This is a genomic window from Coleofasciculus sp. E2-BRE-01, from assembly GCF_040221695.1.
GTDB lineage: Bacteria > Cyanobacteriota > Cyanobacteriia > Cyanobacteriales > Coleofasciculaceae > Coleofasciculus.
In genome coordinates, this window is sequence record NZ_JAVKEA010000002.1 from 1 (window position 1) to 18,779 (window position 18,779).

Here is an 18,779-nt window from a genome sequence, read left to right on the forward strand (position 1 = left end):
GTGCTAAATTGTTAGTTTGATTTGCCGGAACATGGGACAGCAATAGCTTTAACCAATTTTACCCGGATTTCAAGAGAGTTTTGAGGCGGTGAAAAGCGGCAATCATTGTGTGGCAAGCTTCCTGGTTCATTAAAGCTGATAGTTTAGCCCACTAAGTCCGGAAGACCCACATCAACGACCCTCATCATTCTAAAAATTAGACGGCAAATAAAGAAAGCCGTGTCGCGTTAGAGCCCCCGTTTGTTAGATGGTGTGGAGATGAAGCTTGATCCAAGAGGGACGCGATCGCACAAAATTCCATCCTATATAATATAACGGTGCAATTCTTCTCCACACTTTATTTAGCATTAAATTGTTTTTTTGTCAAATATGCCCCTCTCGCCAGTGCCGAAATTAGGTCATTGGGGTATGGTTGTAGTCTTTGAATTTTTGCGCCCCTACACATCCCCAACCTAGGACGGGTTGCGGAAATACTTGAGCAGCTTTGTAAATACGATGAAGCTGGGGGAGCTGGGGAAGCTGAGGGAGATAGTATAAGCAAGATCCCCGACTTCTCCAAGAAGTCGGGGATCTGTCTGTGTACCTCACTTAGTAAGAGACAATCCTTTAATTTATGAGGCGCACATCGCCAAGAGGACAGACAAACCACGACCAGATCAGCGATCGCACCCGTTCATCACCAACCAAGGACAAATGACAAATGACTAATGACTAATAATGATTCCCCACCTTACGATGATGTACCGCCGTCATCGCATCCGTCTTAGACACTCGTCCCGCCGAAACGGTGGCATAAATAGTCCAGTGATCGCCACAATCTAAGCGACTTTTCACTTCACATTCCATATAGGATAAAGCATCAGCTAAAATCGGAGAACCATTGCTGGCAGAATAGGTTTTAATCCCCTCAAAACGGTTTGCACCGGGCGGGAAACGCTTGAGGAAATGCTTCATCAGCCCTTGGTAATTCCCAGCTTCCAAGACATTGAGAACAAAGCGATCGCCCACATACATAAACGACTCAATCGCCCGATCCTTTGCCACCGCCACCGATACGCCCAAGGGTTTAAATGACGCTTGCGCTACCCACGACGCTACCATCGCACTGGTGATATTCCCCTTTTTGGCAGTAATAACATATAGCCCACTGCTGAGTCGCCCCAAAGCTTTATCCAAATCACTATCCAGGGACTTCGTTTGCTTAATTGTGCGATCGCGTGACAACCATTGTCCTAAATCAGTCCCGGCTTCTTCACATAACTGATAAACCTGTTCGTCGGGTGTATCCTTAACTAAAATTGGCGCAAATCCTGGCGTTAGTCCTAAATCCCGGAACTTATTCACCAACAGATACGCCGATTCACTCTCACCCGCCCCCGATTCAAACACACCAAAGGATTGCTTCGGATTCGTCGCCCCTAAAATTGTACCCATCGCAGTTTGGGCGACAGCAGCAACCTCTCCCGTCGTCGGCGGTGTACCCATCACCACCCCAGAGGCAATACTCATCAATTCCTTAATCTCTTGCGGATCAGTCGATCGCAAATCCATCATATCCACCGCTACACCCGTCTTGGTAATCCCATGGGCAATGGCTTGGGAAAGGCGATCGCTATATCCGTAATCAGAGATATAAAATACAGCAACCGTCGTGTCTGCTTTTGCCTGTTCCTCACTCCAGCGCCGATACCGTCCGGTGAGTTCACTCAGGTTGTGATAGAGTAAGGGTCCATGACCTGTAGCAATGGTGCTAATTTCGGGTAACTTGTCCATCCGTTTTAGGGCGGATAGCACCGAACGGGCATTGGGACCCATTAAACAGTCATAGTAATATTTAAAGTCGTTTTCGATCAGGTCGATGTCTTCATCGAAGGTGTAATCATCACAATAGTGCATCCCAAAAGCATCACAGGTAAATAGAACCTGGGTTTTGGTATCGTAGGTGAATATCGTATCGGGCCAATGGAGATTCGGGGCAATTACGGCTTCCAGGATATGCCCATTTCCCAAATCAACGCGATCGCCATTTTTGACGATTTGCGATTGAAACGGCTGATTCACCCAATTTTCCAGGAATTGGATCGCCACTTTTGAACCCACAACTGTAATATTGGGGGCAAGTGCCAAAATATCTTTAACTAAGCCACTGTGATCCGGTTCCGTGTGGCTAACCACCAGATAATCTAATCTGGCTGGGTCAATTAATCCCGTCAATGTATCGAGATAGAGTTGGCGAAACTTTTCATGAGAGGTATCCACCAACGCTGTTTTTTCACTCTGAATCAGGAACGAGTTATACGTCGTACCATTCTGTAAACCAAATTCTATATCAAAGCGATCGCGATCCCAATCCAGCGATCGGATTGCTGTGGTATCCGGGGCAATTTCGGTAGTCTGCATCGTCAACCGACGCTGAATTCCCTCTGCTACTGCGACCATCGGTTGTCTCCTTTCTTATATCAACTTCATTTACTCTGCTTTTTAATTATCTTTACATATTAATTATAAGTTTGAGATTAAAATAGCTTATTAAAATGATTCAGGATTGAATATCCAGTTCCTCTAAACAATGATTATTTCCTTCTGCCTTCTCTCCCCCTGGATTTCACGTTTTTCCGGATGCAGTCAGGCATATAGAGAATGAGAGAAAGGTAGATGCACCCTGATGACTCCCCTCAACGCCTATTTCTCCTTCGCGTTGAGGGTTTTTTCTTAATTTTCGCCAATCTACCGATTAGGACTGAATATCATAATCAACATCAAGCTGATTAACCACACTCATCGCGCCGCCTTCGTAGGCTTCTTCCGTGGCTTGATTGCGTTCATTCCAGGTATCCACATTACCCGTTAACGTAGCAACTCCATTATTCACCGCCACCGTCACCTCTTCGCGGTCAACGAAAGGAGACCAATACAACTCATCTCCAATATCTTCAGCGATTTCGGCATCCGTTTTGGACGCGATCGCATAATCATAATCAAAGACTGTTGCGTCCCAATCGTAGAAAGAAGTCTCATAAGTTAATTGTTCGTAGTCAACGGTGAGATTATTATCCACCGCCATCGCCCCTCTAGCCCGAACCGCAGCATCACCCGCTTGCCACTTCTCAAAGTAGGAATCCACCACACCCGTGAGAGTAACCATGCTATCACTCACTGCCACATCAACTTCACTCGCTTCTACATAGGGATCACGCTCAAGTGCATTCTTAACATTAGTGGTAATAAGCTGTTCGGCATTTAAACCATAATGTCAAGAATGGCAAAATCTTTGTAGTGCGAGCATCTTGCTCGCTACCCATTCCCAATTTAAATGCTTGACAGCTTATCACTCTGGCTTACCTCGTCAACAGGTTCTACATTAATCTGGTTTTCTACGTTCCAGACACCCACCGTATTACTCGCATCTTGTGCCGCTGCATTCTTAGCTTTCAGATTATCAACGTTACCCGTGAGCATAACCTCGCCATTATCTACAGCCACATTCACATTAAAGCTAGCCACACGCGGGTCATACAGTAGCGCATCCTTAACCGCATCCTGAATTTCCGCATCGGTTACATCCGCATACATCTGCTTGCGGATCATTTCATCACGCGCCCACCACTCAACATGGTCAAGGCTATCTAATCTAGAACGAACTCACCTCTGTCGTAAGTAAAATTTGTCAATCGGAAACAGGCAAATGCCATCCGGCAACTGATTTAACCCCAGCCAATAATGCTGGGCAGTAGGCGAAATCCCTCTTTAATAAGAGAATAAGTTTCTGAATTTTCTAACTATCAAGGGATGTAGCAAACCCCTGAACAGAGCGAACATAGAATTAGATGAGTCGTTTAATAAAGGTCTATACGCTATGTTCTATCAAAATTCACAAACTTCAAAAAACTCCCTGACACGAGGAATTTCTGCACTAGCGGCTGGTTCTGCTTTACTTTTCGGTACACCGTTACTTGTACCGGAGGTAGCACAGGCTCAAAACCAGATGGTAGTCGCTCAGGCTGCTACTATTCCAGCAACGAGCGCTCAAAACCAGACGCTACATTTGAATAATGACAAAACTTATTCGTACAATCTGGAAGTTGCCCGTGGTACAACGGTCGATGGGATGTACATTCCTGCTGGTGCAACAATTCTGGGTCGCTATGAACCAGCAAGTGGGGGATTGCGCTACGTCGCGACAGGCGTGAGAATGAACGGTCGCACCTACAACCTTGATGCCACTTCAGAGGTGATTGAAGACCAAAAAGACCCACGGGATACCTCCACCGGATCAATCGCAGAAGATGCGGGTATCGGTGCTGCTGGTGGGGCAATATTAGGTGAAGTTTTCGGCGATGCGGGCATTGAAGAAATCATTGGCGGTGCTGTCGCGGGTGGTGTCGCTGGTAATGTTACGGCTGACCGAGTGGTTGTGGTGGAACCGGAGGAAACGATTGTCCTCTACGGCAGCTAGAGTGTCGGTTCAGTAAAATAACTTGACAGAATGTGCAAAATCTGCATAATTTAAAGGCAAGCATTTGGGTAAACCGATCAAGTCACTTCTCAAAAGCTTGCCAATTAATCTAGCTAATGCGATCGCGCTCCCGAATGCTCAACTCCAGTATGTATCGTCTGAGTCTGACTCTTGGTCAGCAGAAGCGGTTTGATTTCGTACCTCGGTGTCTTGGTCATCTTCTGAACCCTGTCGGATTTGACGGCATCTAGAAAGGAGTTCTTCAAGATTTTCTTCCATATCTTTTAGATCAAGTAGCTGGAGTTGGTTAGAAAAGGACATTTTTTTATTCTCTTAACTGTTTACCCTTGCCTATTTCCAGTATTCCAGATTGACTAATAAATTCAGTGTATTACTTGTGTTTTTTTTGTAAAGTTATCGCTAAAAAATGATAAAGAAAATATTCCTTGAAAAATTTAATTCAATTATTCTTTGACAAAGTAGATAAACAAAACTTAAACTCTAGAAAAATCGAAATCAAACCTAACCTCCCGTCCCCCTTGAAAAGGGGGAAGCCAGAGGATGCTTCACTTTTTGCTCCATGGGGGAGACCAGATGTTGCTTCGCTTTTTTTGCACGGAAGGGGGAGAATTCAAAGCTTCTATTCTTGCAGGAGAGAGGTTTGAAGAGAGGTTCACATTTCCTTGAAGATGAACAACTTTCTCTACGGCTCTAAGTGTTGATAGCTAAGGGTTTCGGCTTTGTGCAGCAAGCCCTAAATATCTATCGTTTCGGCTATACATCTTAACCTGCAATATTCTTGGTTATAGCCACAAATTTAATCCCCAAAAAAATTAAGTGGCAATCGGCAACAAGACAAGAATAAAATTTAGGATAACGACTATGTAAATAGTAGAGTAATAAGTCAGCGTCTCCACCCGTTAAGACAATCGGGCTGCTAGGGAAACGCTGTAACCAATCGGCAATAAACTCTCGAATTCCTGCTAATAGAGTATAAATAACGCCACTTTCAATCGCGGTCAAGGTATCTATCGCCCAACGGTTGGGTAATTGGCGCTTAAGTGAGATAGACGGTAAAGCGGCTGTGTTGTGGGCTAAGGATTCGAGTTGTAATTTGAGTCCTGGTAAAATAGCGCCGCCGACAAGATGACGATGATCATCAACACCCGTAAAGGTTAGTGCTGTCCCCGCATCAATCACCAGCACGGGATAATTATAGGCTTCCCCCGCCCCTAATACAGCGAGGGCGCGATCAATACCCAAGGTGGGATAGACGCCTAACAGAGGTATATCCTCTAGAGTAATAACGTGGGCAACTGGATAAGTTTGCCACAATGGAGTTTGCTCAGGAATGACTGAAGCGATATAAAGGGGTAGGTATGGATTGGAGGAATAACCAGAAAGGAAAAGTTCACCGAAGATGGTGGTAGGTAGAAGACCAGATGTCCAGTGTTGGATGATCGATTCCACCTCTGTTGCTGGGAAATGCTGGGTATCCCAAGCCTCTTGGAGAGCATCTCCCGCAAACCAAGCCCAGTGCAGCCGAGAGTTACCAATCATCAATGCGACATAGTGGTCTGGGAGAGTCATGTGCGGTTAGAATTGCTTAGACATTAAGGATGAGTGAGTGAACAGTTTAAACGTATACCATTGGGTGTAATCAACGTTTCATCCATCAGCGCAGACCCATGACCCATTCTGTTAGATGTTTGACGTCTCAAAGCAGTAGTTAACCCTACCAATCCCCAAAACAATTGATTGGCTGATCTACCCATTATTAATCAACTGCATCTAGTGTTAGGGAAGGGAATAATCTGCCAAATTATAGGTTGATCCTGATCAGGCGCAAATGCGATAAGTAATTAGATCCATCTTACGGCTTAGGAGAAAGGTTGCCTTTAGCTTGAGTATTGGATAATGATGGAGTAAGGAGGTTCATGCATGTACGTACCCGTTTGGCCCGGTAAAAGTTACCCTTTAGGAGCAACCTGGGATGGTAAAGGCACAAATTTTGCCTTGTTCAGTGAGAACGCAACGGCTGTCGAGCTTTGTTTATTCGATGATCAGGATGAGGAGACACGCTTCGAGTTGACGGAAGTCAGCAACTTCGTCTGGCATGGTTATTTACCGGGTATTGGTCCGGGACAACGGTACGGTTTCCGTGTCCATGGTTCCTTTGCACCGGAGGAGGGTCATCGCTTCAATCCCAATAAACTGCTCATTGACCCTTATGCTAAGGCATTGGATGGCGAGATTGGTTACGGGGAGGAAATCTTTGGTTATCCGTGGGATGATCCAGAAAAGGACTTGGCATTGTCTGAACGTGATGATGCTCATCTGATACCCAAAGCCGTGGTTGTCGATGAATCCTTTGACTGGGAAGAGGACGAACTGCTGCAACGACAGGCTCACGAAACGATTATTTACGAAACCCATGTTAGGGGCTTCACGAAGCTAAACCCAGACATCCCCGAATCCTTACGCGGAACTTATGCGGGACTCGCACATCCTGCCGCGATCGCGTATCTTCAGACTTTAGGGATTACGGCGGTAGAATTGCTCCCCGTGCATCACTTTTTGTCCCAACCCGGACATTTAGTGGATAAGGATTTAAAGAATTACTGGGGTTATGATTCCATAAACTATATGGCACCCCATGCTAATTACAGCGCCAGTGGCACTCAAGGGCAACAGGTGCGTGAGTTTAAGGAAATGGTCAAGGCGCTACATAAAGCGGGGATTGAGGTGATTCTGGATGTCGTCTACAATCATACCGGCGAAGGCAATCATCTCGGTCCCACGCTTTCCCTACGCGGCATTGACAATGTAGCCTATTACCGCGTAATGGAAGATGACCCTCGCTATTACATGGATTTTACCGGCTGTGGTAATTCCCTGAACGTGCGTCATCCCCAAGTCCTGAAGCTGATTATGGACAGCCTGCGGTATTGGGTGCTACAGATGCATGTGGATGGCTTCCGCTTTGACTTAGCCTCGGCATTGGCGCGAGAACTCTATGAGGTAGATAGTCTGGCGGCATTCTTTGATATTATTCACCAAGACCCGGTTCTCTCGAATGTGAAGTTGATTGCTGAACCCTGGGATGTGGGTATGGGCGGCTATCAAGTGGGTAAATTCCCTTTGCTATGGTCCGAGTGGAATGGGCAATATCGGGATACGGTGCGCGACTTTTGGCGCGGTGAAGATAGCAGTTTAGCTGAATTTGCCTATCGGTTCACCGGAAGTTCTGACTTGTATGAGTCGAACGGACGCCGACCGAGTGCTAGCATTAACTTTATTACTGCTCATGATGGGTTTACCCTGAATGACCTGGTAAGCTACAACGAAAAGCATAACGAGGCAAATGGGGAAGAAAACCGGGATGGGGAAAGCCATAACCGTGCCTGGAATTGTGGGGCGGAAGGCGAAACCGATGATCCAGAGATTCTCCAGTTAAGGAATAGACAACGGCGCAACTTTTTGGTCACGCTGATGTTATCCCAAGGTGTCCCCATGCTACTAGGCGGCGATGAAATTGGGCGAACGCAAGGGGGCAATAATAATGCCTACTGTCAGGATAGTGACATCTCCTGGTTTGATTGGGATTTACCGGAGGAAAATGCCGCCCTTCTCGACTTCACCCGTGAACTGATCTATTTCCGCCGCCAGCATCCGACATTCCGGCGACGCAAGTGGTTTCTCGGTCGAGCGATTCATGGTTCTAGCGTTAAGGATATTGGTTGGTTCAACCCCGATGGCGGCGATATGACCGAGGATCAATGGATGGCGGGGTATACCAAGGCGATCGGTATTTTCTTAAATGGTGAAGAAATTGCCACGCCGGGAGAGGAGGGGGAACGAGTCATGGATGAGAGTTTCTTCATCTGCTTCAATGCTCACTATGAGATGATTGAATTTACGCTCCCTCCAGGATTGCAAGCCAGAGAATGGGTGGTGGTGATTGACACCGACAAGCCTCGTTTTGTCGAGGAAGAAATCAGCTATACCGAGGATAAGCCGATTCCAGTTACCGCGCGATCGGTGATGGTGTTGCGACGACGATAAGGTAGAGACGCGCCATGGCGCGTCTCTACTCGGGTAGGGGCGACCCGCTTGCATAAATGAACAACTGTATCCATTCAATTGGGTCGGGTCGCCCTCCACTTACTTACGGCAGATTGCAAGGGCATTGACAAGCTAGGGCTGGTTTATGTTGTTCATTTATCGGTGGGGAGGGCGGGTTTTGTTGTTCATTTATTGGTTGGGAGGGCGGGTTTTGCTGTTCATTTATTGGTGAGGAGGGCGGGTTTTGTTGTTCATTTATTGGTGAGGAGGGCGGGTTTTGTTGTTCATTTATTGGTGAGCAGCTAAATTTAGTCCCTAAACCCGCCCCTACAATTGTCCCTAAACCCGCCCCTAGACTATTGCTTTATCCTCTTGATTCACGACCCGATTTAACTTGCCACTGTGATACCCTTCTAAATCTAGGGTGACATACAAAAATCCCAAATCTTGAAACGCTGATACCAGGGTCGGTAAATCCATGGTCAACACAAATTGTTTAATTTGTTCCGGCGATAATTCAATGCGTGCAGTATCCCCTTGAGAACGCACCCGCAAATTTTTCCACCCTAATTTCCGTAAATAAACTTCTGCCCGCCCTACCCGTTGCAGTTTCGCGATCGTAATTTCTTCGCCATAAGGAAAGCGAGAACTTAAACACGGTTGGGCAGGTTTATCCCACCACGGAAGCCCTAACTGTTGCGACAGTTGGCGCACTTCCGCTTTCGTCACCCCCACTTCCGCTAAAGGCGATCGCGCCCCTCGTTCTTGCGCCGCTTGAATTCCTGGGCGATAGTCCCCTAAGTCATCAGCATTGACGCCATCCACGACATAGGGATAACCCCGTTGTAGCGCTAAGGGTTTCAGGGTGTCGTGAAGTTCACTTTTACAGAAATAGCAACGGTTAACCGGATTCGCCGTATAATTGGGATTATTCATTTCATCGGTTTGCACCAATTCATGAGGAATGCCAATTACCGCCGCTTGAATCCGGGCATCTTCCAATTCCTCAGGTAACAGAGATGGGGACTCGGCGGTTACCGCTAAAGCGCGATCGCCTAAAACATCATAAGCAATCTTGGCAACTAAGGTGCTATCAACTCCTCCAGAATAGGCAATCAATGCCCGATCCATTTGAGCAAATAAGCGGGTGAGTTGTTCAAGTTTATTATTTAACATGGTTGTCAAGACAGATGACTTCAAGGCAGAAGGCAGAAGTTATGCCTTATTGTAGGGGATTGTAGGGGCGGGTTTAGCCGTTTAATTGGCGGGTATACCGATAAGTTATCAACAAAACCCGCCCTCTTGTCGTTTAGATTTGAGCTAAATGGTAAATGACGAGCCGTTTAATTGACGGGTATACCGATAAGTTATCAACAAAACCCGCCCTCTTGTCGTTTAGATTTGAGCCAAATGGCAAATGACGTAGCTTGCTTGGAGAAGAGCGAGTATGACACAAACAAAAGACAAATGACCAATACCAAATTACGCCAAAAGTGATTCCCCTTGTTCGTCCGACGTTGCCAACTCTTCCAACCGTTCCTGCTGATCCTGGGTAATACAGGCTTGAATCACAGACTCTATATCCCCTTCCAACAGGCTATTCAGCGAATAGTTTTGACTCAAGCGATGATCCGTCACCCGATTGTCCTTATAGTTATAGGTGCGAATCTTCTCCGATCGCGAACCCGTCCCCACCTGCGAGCGCCGCATCGAGGTTACAGCTTCCTGTTGCTCCCGCAGCTTCATTTCATACAGTTTAGCGCGGAGAATTTGCAACGCCCGCTCTCGGTTTTGCAGTTGAGAACGCTCCTCCGTACAAAAGATCCGAATCCCAGTCGGCTTGTGGAACAGATCAACCGCTGTTTCCACCTTGTTCACATTCTGTCCACCAGCACCACCGGAACGGGCTGTGGAAACCTCCAAATCCTTCGGATCAACCTCAATTTCCACATCATCCACTTCTGGCATTACCGCCACAGTCGCGGTTGAGGTATGAACTCGTCCTCCTGCTTCCGTCACCGGGACTCGTTGCACCCGATGAACACCCGCTTCAAACTTCAGCTTGCTATAAACCTGTTCCCCTTGAATTTCCAGAATCGCCTCTTTAAACCCACCCATGTCAGCCGGGGACTCGCTCAATAGCTTCACCCGCCAGTTCTGAGTTTCGGCATAGCGCGAGTACATTCGCACCAAATCCCCTGCCCAAATACTGGCTTCGTCGCCCCCGGTTCCTGCCCGAATCTCCAACATGATGTTCTTATCATCATTAGGATCACGGGGCAAGAGTAGGATTTTCAGGCGTTTTTCCAACTCCTCCAGCTTCGTTTGCAGTTCCTCAACTTCCAGGGATGCCATTTCGTGCATTTCACCATCCCCATTGGCTTCCTTGAGGATTTGGCGAGCGCCAGTTAGTTCCTCCTGGGCTGTTTTCCAGAGTTCGTAGGTGCTAACCACTTCCTCTAGGGACGAACGGGCTTTTGCTACCCGCTGCACTTCCACCGGATCAGTGGCAATATCAGGGTCAGCCAAACGGCGCGTTAATTCGTGAAAGGTTTGTTCAACCGATTGTAATTTATCGAGTAGGTAAGTTTCCGCCATGGTTACAGCGATCGCTCCATTAAAATAGCCTAAAAAAGCATTGAATAGCGAAGTCTAACGATTAAGAGTTAGGCTCCGCTACCGTCGAACACACTTCAAGCTCCCTCGCTATTTCTCTTTAGACGATTGCTGCTCCGAGGCATTCCCTTCTAACATGCCGTATTTCCGCATAAAGCGCTCCACACGACCTTCCGTATCAATAATTTTTTGGGTTCCCGTGTAGAAGGGATGATTTCCCGACCACACATCAACATGAATTTCGGGCTGGGTTGAACCAACCGTCATCACAACTTCTCCGTTGCAATAGACTTTGGCGTCTGGATACCACTGGGGATGAATATCAGGTTTTGGCATAGTTACTATCCTCTCTCAGCAAGCGTTGCTTAGTTCTGTCGTTTGGGGCGAAATCACCCCTGATGATTCGTATTCTCTTCTCCCAATTCTAACGCTTCGAGTATTGGGGAGCTTTGCGGGCTTTATGTAAGCCATATTTCTTCCGTTCTTTGGCACGGGGATCGCGGGTTAAATACCCTTCCATCTTCAACGGAGAGCGATTTTCCGGATCAAGTTCACACAGCGCCCGCGCCACACCTAAGCGAATGGCATCCGATTGTCCCGTCAACCCACCGCCGTGAGCATTGACTAAAATGTCGTAATCATTTTCTAGACCCAAAGTTTCCAATGGTGATTTGGTCACCATTAAATAGGCTGGATTGAGATTAAAGTAGACATCGCCGGGACGCCCGTTAACAACGAGTTGACCCGTCCCTGGAACGAGGCGCACCCGGGCAACTGAGGATTTACGGCGACCCGTTCCCCAGTAAACAGCGCGATTTTCCATCGGTTCTGTTGCTTGCATTAGTCTTGTTCTCCTGGAATGGTATCAATGGTTAAGGTTTGAGGTTTTTGAGCGTCATGGGGATGAGCTGCACCCGCGTAAACTTTCAGCTTAGTAAAAAGTTTGCGACCAAGGGAATTTTTGGGCAGCATCCCTTTCACCGCCTTTTCAATAATCCGCTCCGGTAGGCGGGCTTGTAAATGGGCAAAGGTTTCCGTTTTCATCCCACCCGGACGACCGGAATGGCGGCGATAGAGCTTCTGACTGCTTTTTTTTCCGGTCACGACGACTTTCTCGGCATTGACCACGATAACGAAGTCCCCTGTATCCATGTGCGGGGAATAGGTCGGTTTATTTTTCCCTCTAAGAATCATGGCAATTTCAGTTGCCAATCGTCCCAGACGTTGACCTTCGGCATCGATAACGTACCAATTTTGTTCTAAAGAATCCTGAGTTGGCAGGTAAGTTTTTTGCATGAGTTTTTTTGATTACGTATACAGTTAACCTAAACACAATTGAGGGGGCGTCTCAGTCGGCAGCATAAACGTCGGCTGAGTATCAAACCACGTTTTTGGCGGAAACGGCGAGTTAGGGTAACCCACTCGTAACAAACACAGACCCTTTGCTGGCGCTGAATATTTAATCCGCTCTCGTTGTTGATTCACCCACAGTTGAGTAAACTCGTAGGGATCAAGGTTGCCCCGCCCTACCTCCACCAGCATGCCGACAAGTAGCCGCACCATGCCGTATAAAAATCCATCCGCCTGAATTTCAATATGAATAAATGAACCATTCCGGTAACAGTGGGTATCCTGAACCGTGACCCAGGAATGCTTCCGTCCAGAGTTGGCGCGATGGAACGCTGCCAGGTGGTGTTTGCCCCGTAGCGGATTCAGTGCTTCCTGAATCCGATGTTCATCTAAGGGAGCGTGATAGTAATGCCAACAAAACGGTCGCACAAACAGGTTGGGACAAGCGTCTGTATAGATACTGTACCGATACCGACGCCAAATCGCCGAAAAGCGAGCATGCCAATTGGCGGGTACGGGGGCTGATGCCCGAATCAGGATATCCTCCGGTAGTCGGCTATTGAGCAGATGCATCCACCGCTCTCCCGGAATCGGACGACTGCTATTAAAATGGGCGACTTGGGCAGCGGAATGAACCCCTGTATCAGTACGCCCCGCCCCGTGTAAGGTTACGGGTTTTCCTTCGACGGTGGACAGAACTTGCTCAATCTCGGCTTGCACCGTGCGATGGAGAGGTTGTCGTTGCCAACCAGAGAATTTGGTACCCAGGTATTGAATCACCAGGGCGATGCGTTGAGTTGGCTTAACCTCGCACTCGGACATGACTTGAGTTCACACCAGCTCGATGATTGCCATTTCCGCATTATCCCCACGACGGCGCAGGGTTCTGAGTACGCGAGTATACCCACCGTTACGGTTGCCATAGCGATCATTCACCCCTTCAAACAAGGCATGAACTAATTGCTTGTCGTAAATATAACCCAAGGCTTGACGGCGAGACGCTAGGGAGCCATCTTTTGCCAAGGTAATCATTTTTTCCACTTGGGAACGCACAGCTTTTGCCCGCGTTTTAGTGGTGGTGATCCGACCATGACGAATCAACTCCGTAGCTAGGCTTCTGAGCAGCGCTCGACGCTGGTCAGCTGGTTTTCCCAGTTTGGGTACACGACGACGATGACGCATTGTCTTTTCTTCCTCTACAATCCCACAACAATGAACAATTTCTCAATCGAATGGCTAATCGAGTTGACGATTAGCCATTTAGTATAAATCCTTAAGTTGGTTTAGCCGATTTTTCGTGGGGCAATGTAATCCCCAAGCGTTTTTGCAAGGCGTCGATGACTTCTTCGGCAGACTTCTGACCAAAGTTCTTGATTTCGAGTAGATCCTCCTGGCTATAATCTAGTAAATCAGCAACGGAGTTAATTTGCGCTCGCTTGAGGCAGTTATATGCCCGCACCGACAGTTGCAGTTCTTCAATCGGAATTTGGCTGGTTGGATCTTCATCTTCAGGACGACCCACAGGCTCTGGCTTCAGCTCGATATCTTTCAGGGGATTGAATAAATCCACCAGAATATTAGCGGCTTGACTCAGTGCTTCCTGGGGTGACACACTGCCATTTGTCCAAACATCTAAAATTAAGCGGTCTTTTTCCAGGGAACCGTCAATCCGAGTATCCTCGACGCTGTAGTTGACCTTAGTCACTGGCATGAATACGGCATCAAGTTGCAGGAAATCGACTGAAGATGTTTCATCACGCCCCCGTTCTACAGAGCGATATCCTTTGCCTCGTTCGATGCGAAACTCCATTTCCAGTTTGGCACCGTCGGCTAGGGTCGCGATATACTGACCGGGATCAACAAATTCTACGTCCGACGGTAGGTCAAACTGAGCCGATCGCACGGTTGAGGGTCCAGTGATCATGACTCGACCAATATGGGGACCGGGTGTATAACTTTTGAGGACGACTTCCTTCATATTCAGGAGAATTTCTAGGACATCCTCTCTGATTCCCGCAATGGTGGCAAACTCATGATTGACTCCCGCAATCCGGACAGCGGTAATTGCTGTCCCTTCCAGGTTAGACAGGAGAACCCTTCTCAGGGCGTTGCCCACTGTTGTACCTTGACCGCGTTCGAGAGGTTCTAGGACAAATTTGCTATATTGACTTTGATTCTTTAGTGTTTTGGATTCTACGCACTCAATCTGAAACTGCGCCACGGAGTGACCTCCCTCCTTTAATTCATAGGAACCCATCAAAAGCACCAAGCGAGTACTTTTGAATTGTTGTTGCGCCTAACCCACCATTTGGTACAAGTGGCACTAAGCAAAGTATTAGTGGTTGGCATAATTCGCTCGATGCTGACACTTGATTTAGTTGTCGAGTCGAGACGGATGGGGGTTAAACCAACGTGAAGGTTTGATTGAGATATACCCTAAATCAAACTCTGGGTTGGGCTTCCCCAATTCCCGTTCCCAATTTCCCGATCCTAGACGCGGCGTCGTTTCGGGGGACGGCAACCATTATGAGGAATTGGTGTGACATCCCGAATTAGGGTAATTTCTAGTCCTGCCCCTTGTAGGGCGCGAATAGCCGTTTCTCGACCTGCACCAGGACCGCTAACCATTACCTCAATTTGACGCATTCCTTGGTCTGTCGCTCGACGGGCGGCGTTATCGGCAGCGGTTTGAGCGGCAAAGGGGGTGCCTTTCTTAGCTCCCTTAAACCCACTTGATCCCGCTGATGCCCAGGAAACAACATCACCTCGCGTGTCAGAAATGGTGACGATGGTATTGTTGAAGGTGGACTGGATGAATGCCATTCCATTGGGAACGTTTCGTTTCTGCTTTTTTGTACCAGTTTTTTTAGTTGGTCGCGGCATATCGCTTTAGTTGGCTATCTTAATGATGGATGATGGGTGTGAACTGAATAAGAGTGTTACTTCTTCGCTGGTGCTTTTTTCTTCCCGGCAACAGCAATACGTCTACCCCGGCGGGTACGGGCATTGGTGCGGGTTCGTTGACCGCGCACAGGTAACCCTTGGCGATGACGACGCCCGCGATAGGTTCCGATATCAACAAGGCGCTTGATATTCATGGCTTCCCAGCGCCTTAAGTCACCCTCAACCTGATAGTCGCCCTCGACCACCGATCGCAGAGTGGCTACGTCAGCATCGCTTAAATCCTTGACGCGGATATCCGGATTAACGCCCGTTTTTGCCAGAATTTCTTTGGAGCGAGATAGACCAATTCCGTAGATGTAGGTTAGACCAATTTCTATTCGTTTATCGCGAGGTAGGTCTACACTGGCAATTCTTGCCACGGTATTTTTCTCCCTTTTGCTGGTTTTGTGCTACAAATGAGTCTTATAGAGTCTGGTGGATTACCCCTGACGTTGTTTGTGCTTGGGGTTTGGACAAATAACCATTACTCGACCTCTACGTCGAATAACGCGACATTTTTCGCAAATTTTGCGGACTGATGCTCTAACCTTCATGGTTTTTTTAGTTACAACGCAAGCACATTATCATATCATTTTTTGGTTTTCTCGTCAAATAACTCCAGAAATCAACCCTACCGATTTTTATTTTTTGCGAAGTCGGTAGGTGATTCGCCCCTTGCTCAAGTCATAAGGGGTGAGTTCAACTTTGACGCGATCGCCCGGTAAGATTTTGATGTAGTTACGGCGAATTTTGCCAGAAATATGGGCAAGGACGTTGAAGCCATTATCCAAATCAACCCGAAACATGGCGTTCGGCAAGGATTCGGTTACCGTCCCTTCCATTTCAATTAAGTCTTGTTTAGCCAATTTTGTCGTTCCTCAATACAATTGGTCACTAATTCCCCTCCACACAGATATAGATTTGTCCAGGGAGTGTTAACTTATGTTATCAAAATCCTCCCACAAAGAGCCTGTCCCGAATTAAGGGAAGCCTTAGAAATAGTAACGACTTACCCCAGAGGAGAACATCCCTCAAAAGTGAGACGGCGTTCGTTTTCCGGTTTGAGCATTGATGACTTAACTCGACATCACCTGCTTGAGAGAGTCCGTAACCGCCTCCATTGGTCTATCCCCATCAATCTCGCGTAAGATTGAGTGATCGCGGTAAAACTCAATCACCGGCGCCGTCTGTTGACGGTAGACGTCTAAGCGTCGCCGAATCGTCTGCTCATTATCATCTTGGCGTCCCCGTGAGAGTAACCGTTTCAGGATTGATTCATCGGGGACATCCAAATAAATGGCATAATCGCAGCGCTGATCGAGATCCTGAAGTAGATTCTCCAGAAAAGCCGCTTGGCTGACATTACGCGGAAACCCATCCAAAATCCAACCCGTTTGAGTATCCGGTTGCTTAAGGCGATCGCGAATTAGATCCAGAATCAATTTATCTGGCACCAACTCGCCGCCATCCATATAAGACTGCGCCTTTTGTCCGAGTGATGTAGATGCGGCGATCGCACTCCGTAGAATATCTCCGGTAGAGACGTGAGGAATCTGATAAAGCTGAGCGATATGCTGAGCTTGTGTTCCTTTTCCTGCCCCTGGTGGTCCTAAAAAAACTAATCGTGTCATTGGTTATTTGTCTTATGTCATTTGTCTTATGTCATTCGTCCTTTGTCCTTTGTCAATTTGATGTCTGCTCAAGTCCAGCTTTGAATTATCGAGACACCCCATTTGGGTTTAATCAACGACGAACAAAGGACAAGTAACCAATGACCTAGCAGAAATTTTACTGCTTGACCATACCCTCGTAGCGCTGTGAAATCACATACGTTTGAACTTGTTTCGCCGTGTCAATTGCCACACCGACCAAAATCAGTAACGAGGTAGCGCCCAGCCCTCTAAACGTGGTCACTCCCGTCGCACTTTCGACAGCCGTTGGCACAACCGCCACCAGTCCCAGGAAAATGGCGCCCAAAAATGTTAACCGATTCAGCACTCGCTCAATATAGTCGCTTGTCGCTTTACCCGGACGAATTCCCGGAATACTCGCTCCCATTTTCTTCAAATTCTGCGACATATCAACCGGATTCACGATCAATGACGCATAGAAATAGCTGAAAAAGAGAATTAACACCAGATAAACCAGGACATACAGCCAGGGTGTCGGACCATTCGGACTGATATACAGTGCCACCTGATTTACCCCTTGCATGAGCGAACCTAAAAAGCCTTCACCCGTACCACCACGAGCAAAGCCAGCCAGAGATGTGGGCAGAATCAAAACCGCTGAGGCAAAGATAATCGGCATTACCCCACCTTGGTTCAGTCGTAGCGGCAGATAACTCGTTCGTTCTCGATAGAGGCGACGCCCAACTTGTCGTCTTGCCGAGATAATCGGAATCCGGCGCGTTCCCTCCTGCACAAAGACAATCCCGACAATCATCACCAGGAAAACCAGGAGCAAAATGACCACCTTACCAGCCATTTCTCGCCCCCCCGTCTGTGCCAATTCAATCGTTTGACCCAATGTCCGGGGCAGAACTGCCACAATATTGACAAAAATCAACAAGGATGCGCCGTTACCAATCCCGCGTTCGGTAATCACTTCCGAAATCCACATCACAAACATTGAGCCAGCCGTGATGGCTAGCACAGTTTCCACAAAGAACAGAGTTCCGGGATTTGTGGCAAACTGGCTGGCAAAGATTGCCAGACCTACACTTTGCAATATCGCCCAACCGAGGGCAACATACCGGGTAATCTGAGAAATTTTTCTGCGTCCGGCTTCTCCTTCATTCTTCTGCAGATTTTCCAGAGTGGGAATAGCTGCCGTCAGCAACTGTAAGATAATCGACGCATTAATATAGGGCAAAATTCCCAGGGCAAAAATTCCCAAAGCCGAGAATCCTCCCCCGGAGAAAAAATCCAAAATGCCAGCGATAGGAACGTTGCCACCTTGGATGGCTGTGGAAAGTTGTTCCCGATCAATTCCCGGTACGGGTAAAAAGACACCAAATCGGGCTAGAATCAACAAACCGATGGTCAAAAGCAACCGACCTCTAAGACCGGCAGCTTGTGCCATCTGCATAAATGTTTCTTGAGCCGTTGGAGCTTTGTCTCGACTGACGACCATAAAGGGGTACCTCTAGATGACACAGTGTTGACCTCTCCCTGGTATACACAGGGATTCTAATCGGATACTTCGGAACCATTTAACATCGCGTCCCTTCGGATCTTATTAGAGTTCCAGATCAATAACCTGGATGGCGCGGTCAAAAACGCCTTACAGACCTTGGTTAGATCAAGACCTAACTGTATCTCTACTTTTCTCAAACGATTAGCATCAC

At 47.5% G+C, this 18,779-nt stretch carries 21 protein-coding genes; 2 read left to right on the plus strand and 19 right to left on the minus strand.

Annotation, left to right across the window (positions count from 1 at the left end; all coding sequences use genetic code 11):
- Positions 1 to 711: 711 nt before the first annotated feature.
- The 3 genes from RIG66_RS00230 to RIG66_RS00240 all read right to left on the minus strand — a co-directional run bounded on the left by RIG66_RS00230 (position 712) and on the right by RIG66_RS00240 (position 3,588).
- Positions 712 to 2,439 carry a diflavin flavoprotein gene (locus RIG66_RS00230; RefSeq protein WP_446374087.1) on the minus strand — a complete coding sequence of 576 codons (1,728 nt, stop codon included), beginning with the start codon at positions 2,437 to 2,439 and terminating at the stop codon, positions 712 to 714.
- 295 nt (positions 2,440 to 2,734) lie between these two features.
- Positions 2,735 to 3,226 (minus strand): BON domain-containing protein, encoded by a 492-nt coding sequence (locus tag RIG66_RS00235; protein ID WP_446374149.1) that lies wholly within the window; start codon positions 3,224 to 3,226, stop codon positions 2,735 to 2,737.
- 83 nt (positions 3,227 to 3,309) lie between these two features.
- Positions 3,310 to 3,588 (minus strand): BON domain-containing protein, encoded by a 279-nt coding sequence (locus RIG66_RS00240; protein WP_446374089.1) that lies wholly within the window; start codon positions 3,586 to 3,588, stop codon positions 3,310 to 3,312.
- 268 nt (positions 3,589 to 3,856) lie between these two features.
- On the opposite strand from RIG66_RS00240, the gene RIG66_RS00245 reads away from it, so the two are divergent.
- Entirely contained in the window at positions 3,857 to 4,456 is a 600-nt protein-coding gene (locus RIG66_RS00245; RefSeq protein WP_446374091.1) for a hypothetical protein, read from the plus strand.
- Between the two features lie 138 nt (positions 4,457 to 4,594).
- Here RIG66_RS00245 and RIG66_RS00250 read toward each other — a convergent pair whose 3' ends face one another.
- Positions 4,595 to 4,777: a hypothetical protein gene (locus tag RIG66_RS00250; RefSeq protein ID WP_446374093.1), complete on the minus strand. Its 183-nt coding sequence runs from the start codon at positions 4,775 to 4,777 to the stop codon at positions 4,595 to 4,597.
- A gap of 462 nt (positions 4,778 to 5,239) precedes the next feature.
- Positions 5,240 to 6,046, minus strand: coding sequence for a pantothenate kinase (locus RIG66_RS00255; RefSeq protein ID WP_446374095.1), 807 nt, complete (start codon positions 6,044 to 6,046; stop codon positions 5,240 to 5,242).
- 351 nt (positions 6,047 to 6,397) lie between these two features.
- Between RIG66_RS00255 and glgX the strand changes: the two genes are divergently transcribed.
- A complete protein-coding gene (gene glgX / locus RIG66_RS00260; protein ID WP_446374097.1) occupies positions 6,398 to 8,521 on the plus strand; it encodes a glycogen debranching protein GlgX in 2,124 nt (707 codons plus the stop codon).
- Positions 8,522 to 8,872: 351 nt separating this feature from the next.
- On the opposite strand, the gene larE is transcribed toward glgX, so the two are convergent.
- From larE to secY, 14 genes are all read right to left on the minus strand, one after another.
- On the minus strand, positions 8,873 to 9,697 hold the full coding sequence (gene larE, locus RIG66_RS00265; RefSeq protein ID WP_446374100.1) for an ATP-dependent sacrificial sulfur transferase LarE: 825 nt from the start codon (positions 9,695 to 9,697) through the stop codon (positions 8,873 to 8,875).
- 306 nt (positions 9,698 to 10,003) lie between these two features.
- Positions 10,004 to 11,119, minus strand: a complete 1,116-nt coding sequence (gene prfA, locus RIG66_RS00270) for a peptide chain release factor 1 (RefSeq protein WP_446374102.1) — start codon at positions 11,117 to 11,119, stop codon at positions 10,004 to 10,006.
- A gap of 108 nt (positions 11,120 to 11,227) precedes the next feature.
- Positions 11,228 to 11,473 (minus strand): 50S ribosomal protein L31, encoded by a 246-nt coding sequence (gene rpmE / locus RIG66_RS00275; RefSeq protein WP_006100490.1) that lies wholly within the window; start codon positions 11,471 to 11,473, stop codon positions 11,228 to 11,230.
- An 88-nt stretch (positions 11,474 to 11,561) separates the two neighbouring features.
- Positions 11,562 to 11,978: a 30S ribosomal protein S9 gene (gene rpsI / locus RIG66_RS00280; protein ID WP_446374104.1), complete on the minus strand. Its 417-nt coding sequence runs from the start codon at positions 11,976 to 11,978 to the stop codon at positions 11,562 to 11,564.
- A complete protein-coding gene (gene rplM, locus RIG66_RS00285) occupies positions 11,978 to 12,433 on the minus strand; it encodes a 50S ribosomal protein L13 (protein ID WP_006100413.1) in 456 nt (151 codons plus the stop codon). The genes rpsI and rplM overlap by 1 nt, the downstream gene beginning before the upstream one ends.
- A gap of 24 nt (positions 12,434 to 12,457) precedes the next feature.
- Positions 12,458 to 13,309, minus strand: a complete 852-nt coding sequence (gene truA / locus RIG66_RS00290) for a tRNA pseudouridine(38-40) synthase TruA (RefSeq protein WP_446374106.1) — start codon at positions 13,307 to 13,309, stop codon at positions 12,458 to 12,460.
- Positions 13,310 to 13,318: 9 nt separating this feature from the next.
- Positions 13,319 to 13,669, minus strand: a complete 351-nt coding sequence (rplQ, locus tag RIG66_RS00295; RefSeq protein WP_006100605.1) for a 50S ribosomal protein L17 — start codon at positions 13,667 to 13,669, stop codon at positions 13,319 to 13,321.
- A 91-nt stretch (positions 13,670 to 13,760) separates the two neighbouring features.
- Positions 13,761 to 14,708, minus strand: a complete 948-nt coding sequence (locus RIG66_RS00300; protein WP_446374151.1) for a DNA-directed RNA polymerase subunit alpha — start codon at positions 14,706 to 14,708, stop codon at positions 13,761 to 13,763.
- A 269-nt stretch (positions 14,709 to 14,977) separates the two neighbouring features.
- Entirely contained in the window at positions 14,978 to 15,370 is a 393-nt protein-coding gene (rpsK, locus tag RIG66_RS00305; RefSeq protein WP_446374109.1) for a 30S ribosomal protein S11, read from the minus strand.
- Positions 15,371 to 15,426: 56 nt separating this feature from the next.
- Complete coding sequence (rpsM, locus tag RIG66_RS00310; RefSeq protein WP_006100714.1) at positions 15,427 to 15,810, minus strand: 30S ribosomal protein S13; 384 nt, start codon at positions 15,808 to 15,810, stop codon at positions 15,427 to 15,429.
- 60 nt (positions 15,811 to 15,870) lie between these two features.
- Positions 15,871 to 15,984: a 50S ribosomal protein L36 gene (rpmJ, locus tag RIG66_RS00315; protein WP_071777214.1), complete on the minus strand. Its 114-nt coding sequence runs from the start codon at positions 15,982 to 15,984 to the stop codon at positions 15,871 to 15,873.
- Between the two features lie 87 nt (positions 15,985 to 16,071).
- Entirely contained in the window at positions 16,072 to 16,296 is a 225-nt protein-coding gene (infA, locus tag RIG66_RS00320; RefSeq protein WP_006100613.1) for a translation initiation factor IF-1, read from the minus strand.
- 210 nt (positions 16,297 to 16,506) lie between these two features.
- A complete protein-coding gene (locus RIG66_RS00325) occupies positions 16,507 to 17,061 on the minus strand; it encodes an adenylate kinase (RefSeq protein WP_446374111.1) in 555 nt (184 codons plus the stop codon).
- Positions 17,062 to 17,218: 157 nt separating this feature from the next.
- On the minus strand, positions 17,219 to 18,565 hold the full coding sequence (secY, locus tag RIG66_RS00330; RefSeq protein WP_446374113.1) for a preprotein translocase subunit SecY: 1,347 nt from the start codon (positions 18,563 to 18,565) through the stop codon (positions 17,219 to 17,221).
- Positions 18,566 to 18,779: the final 214 nt, after the last annotated feature.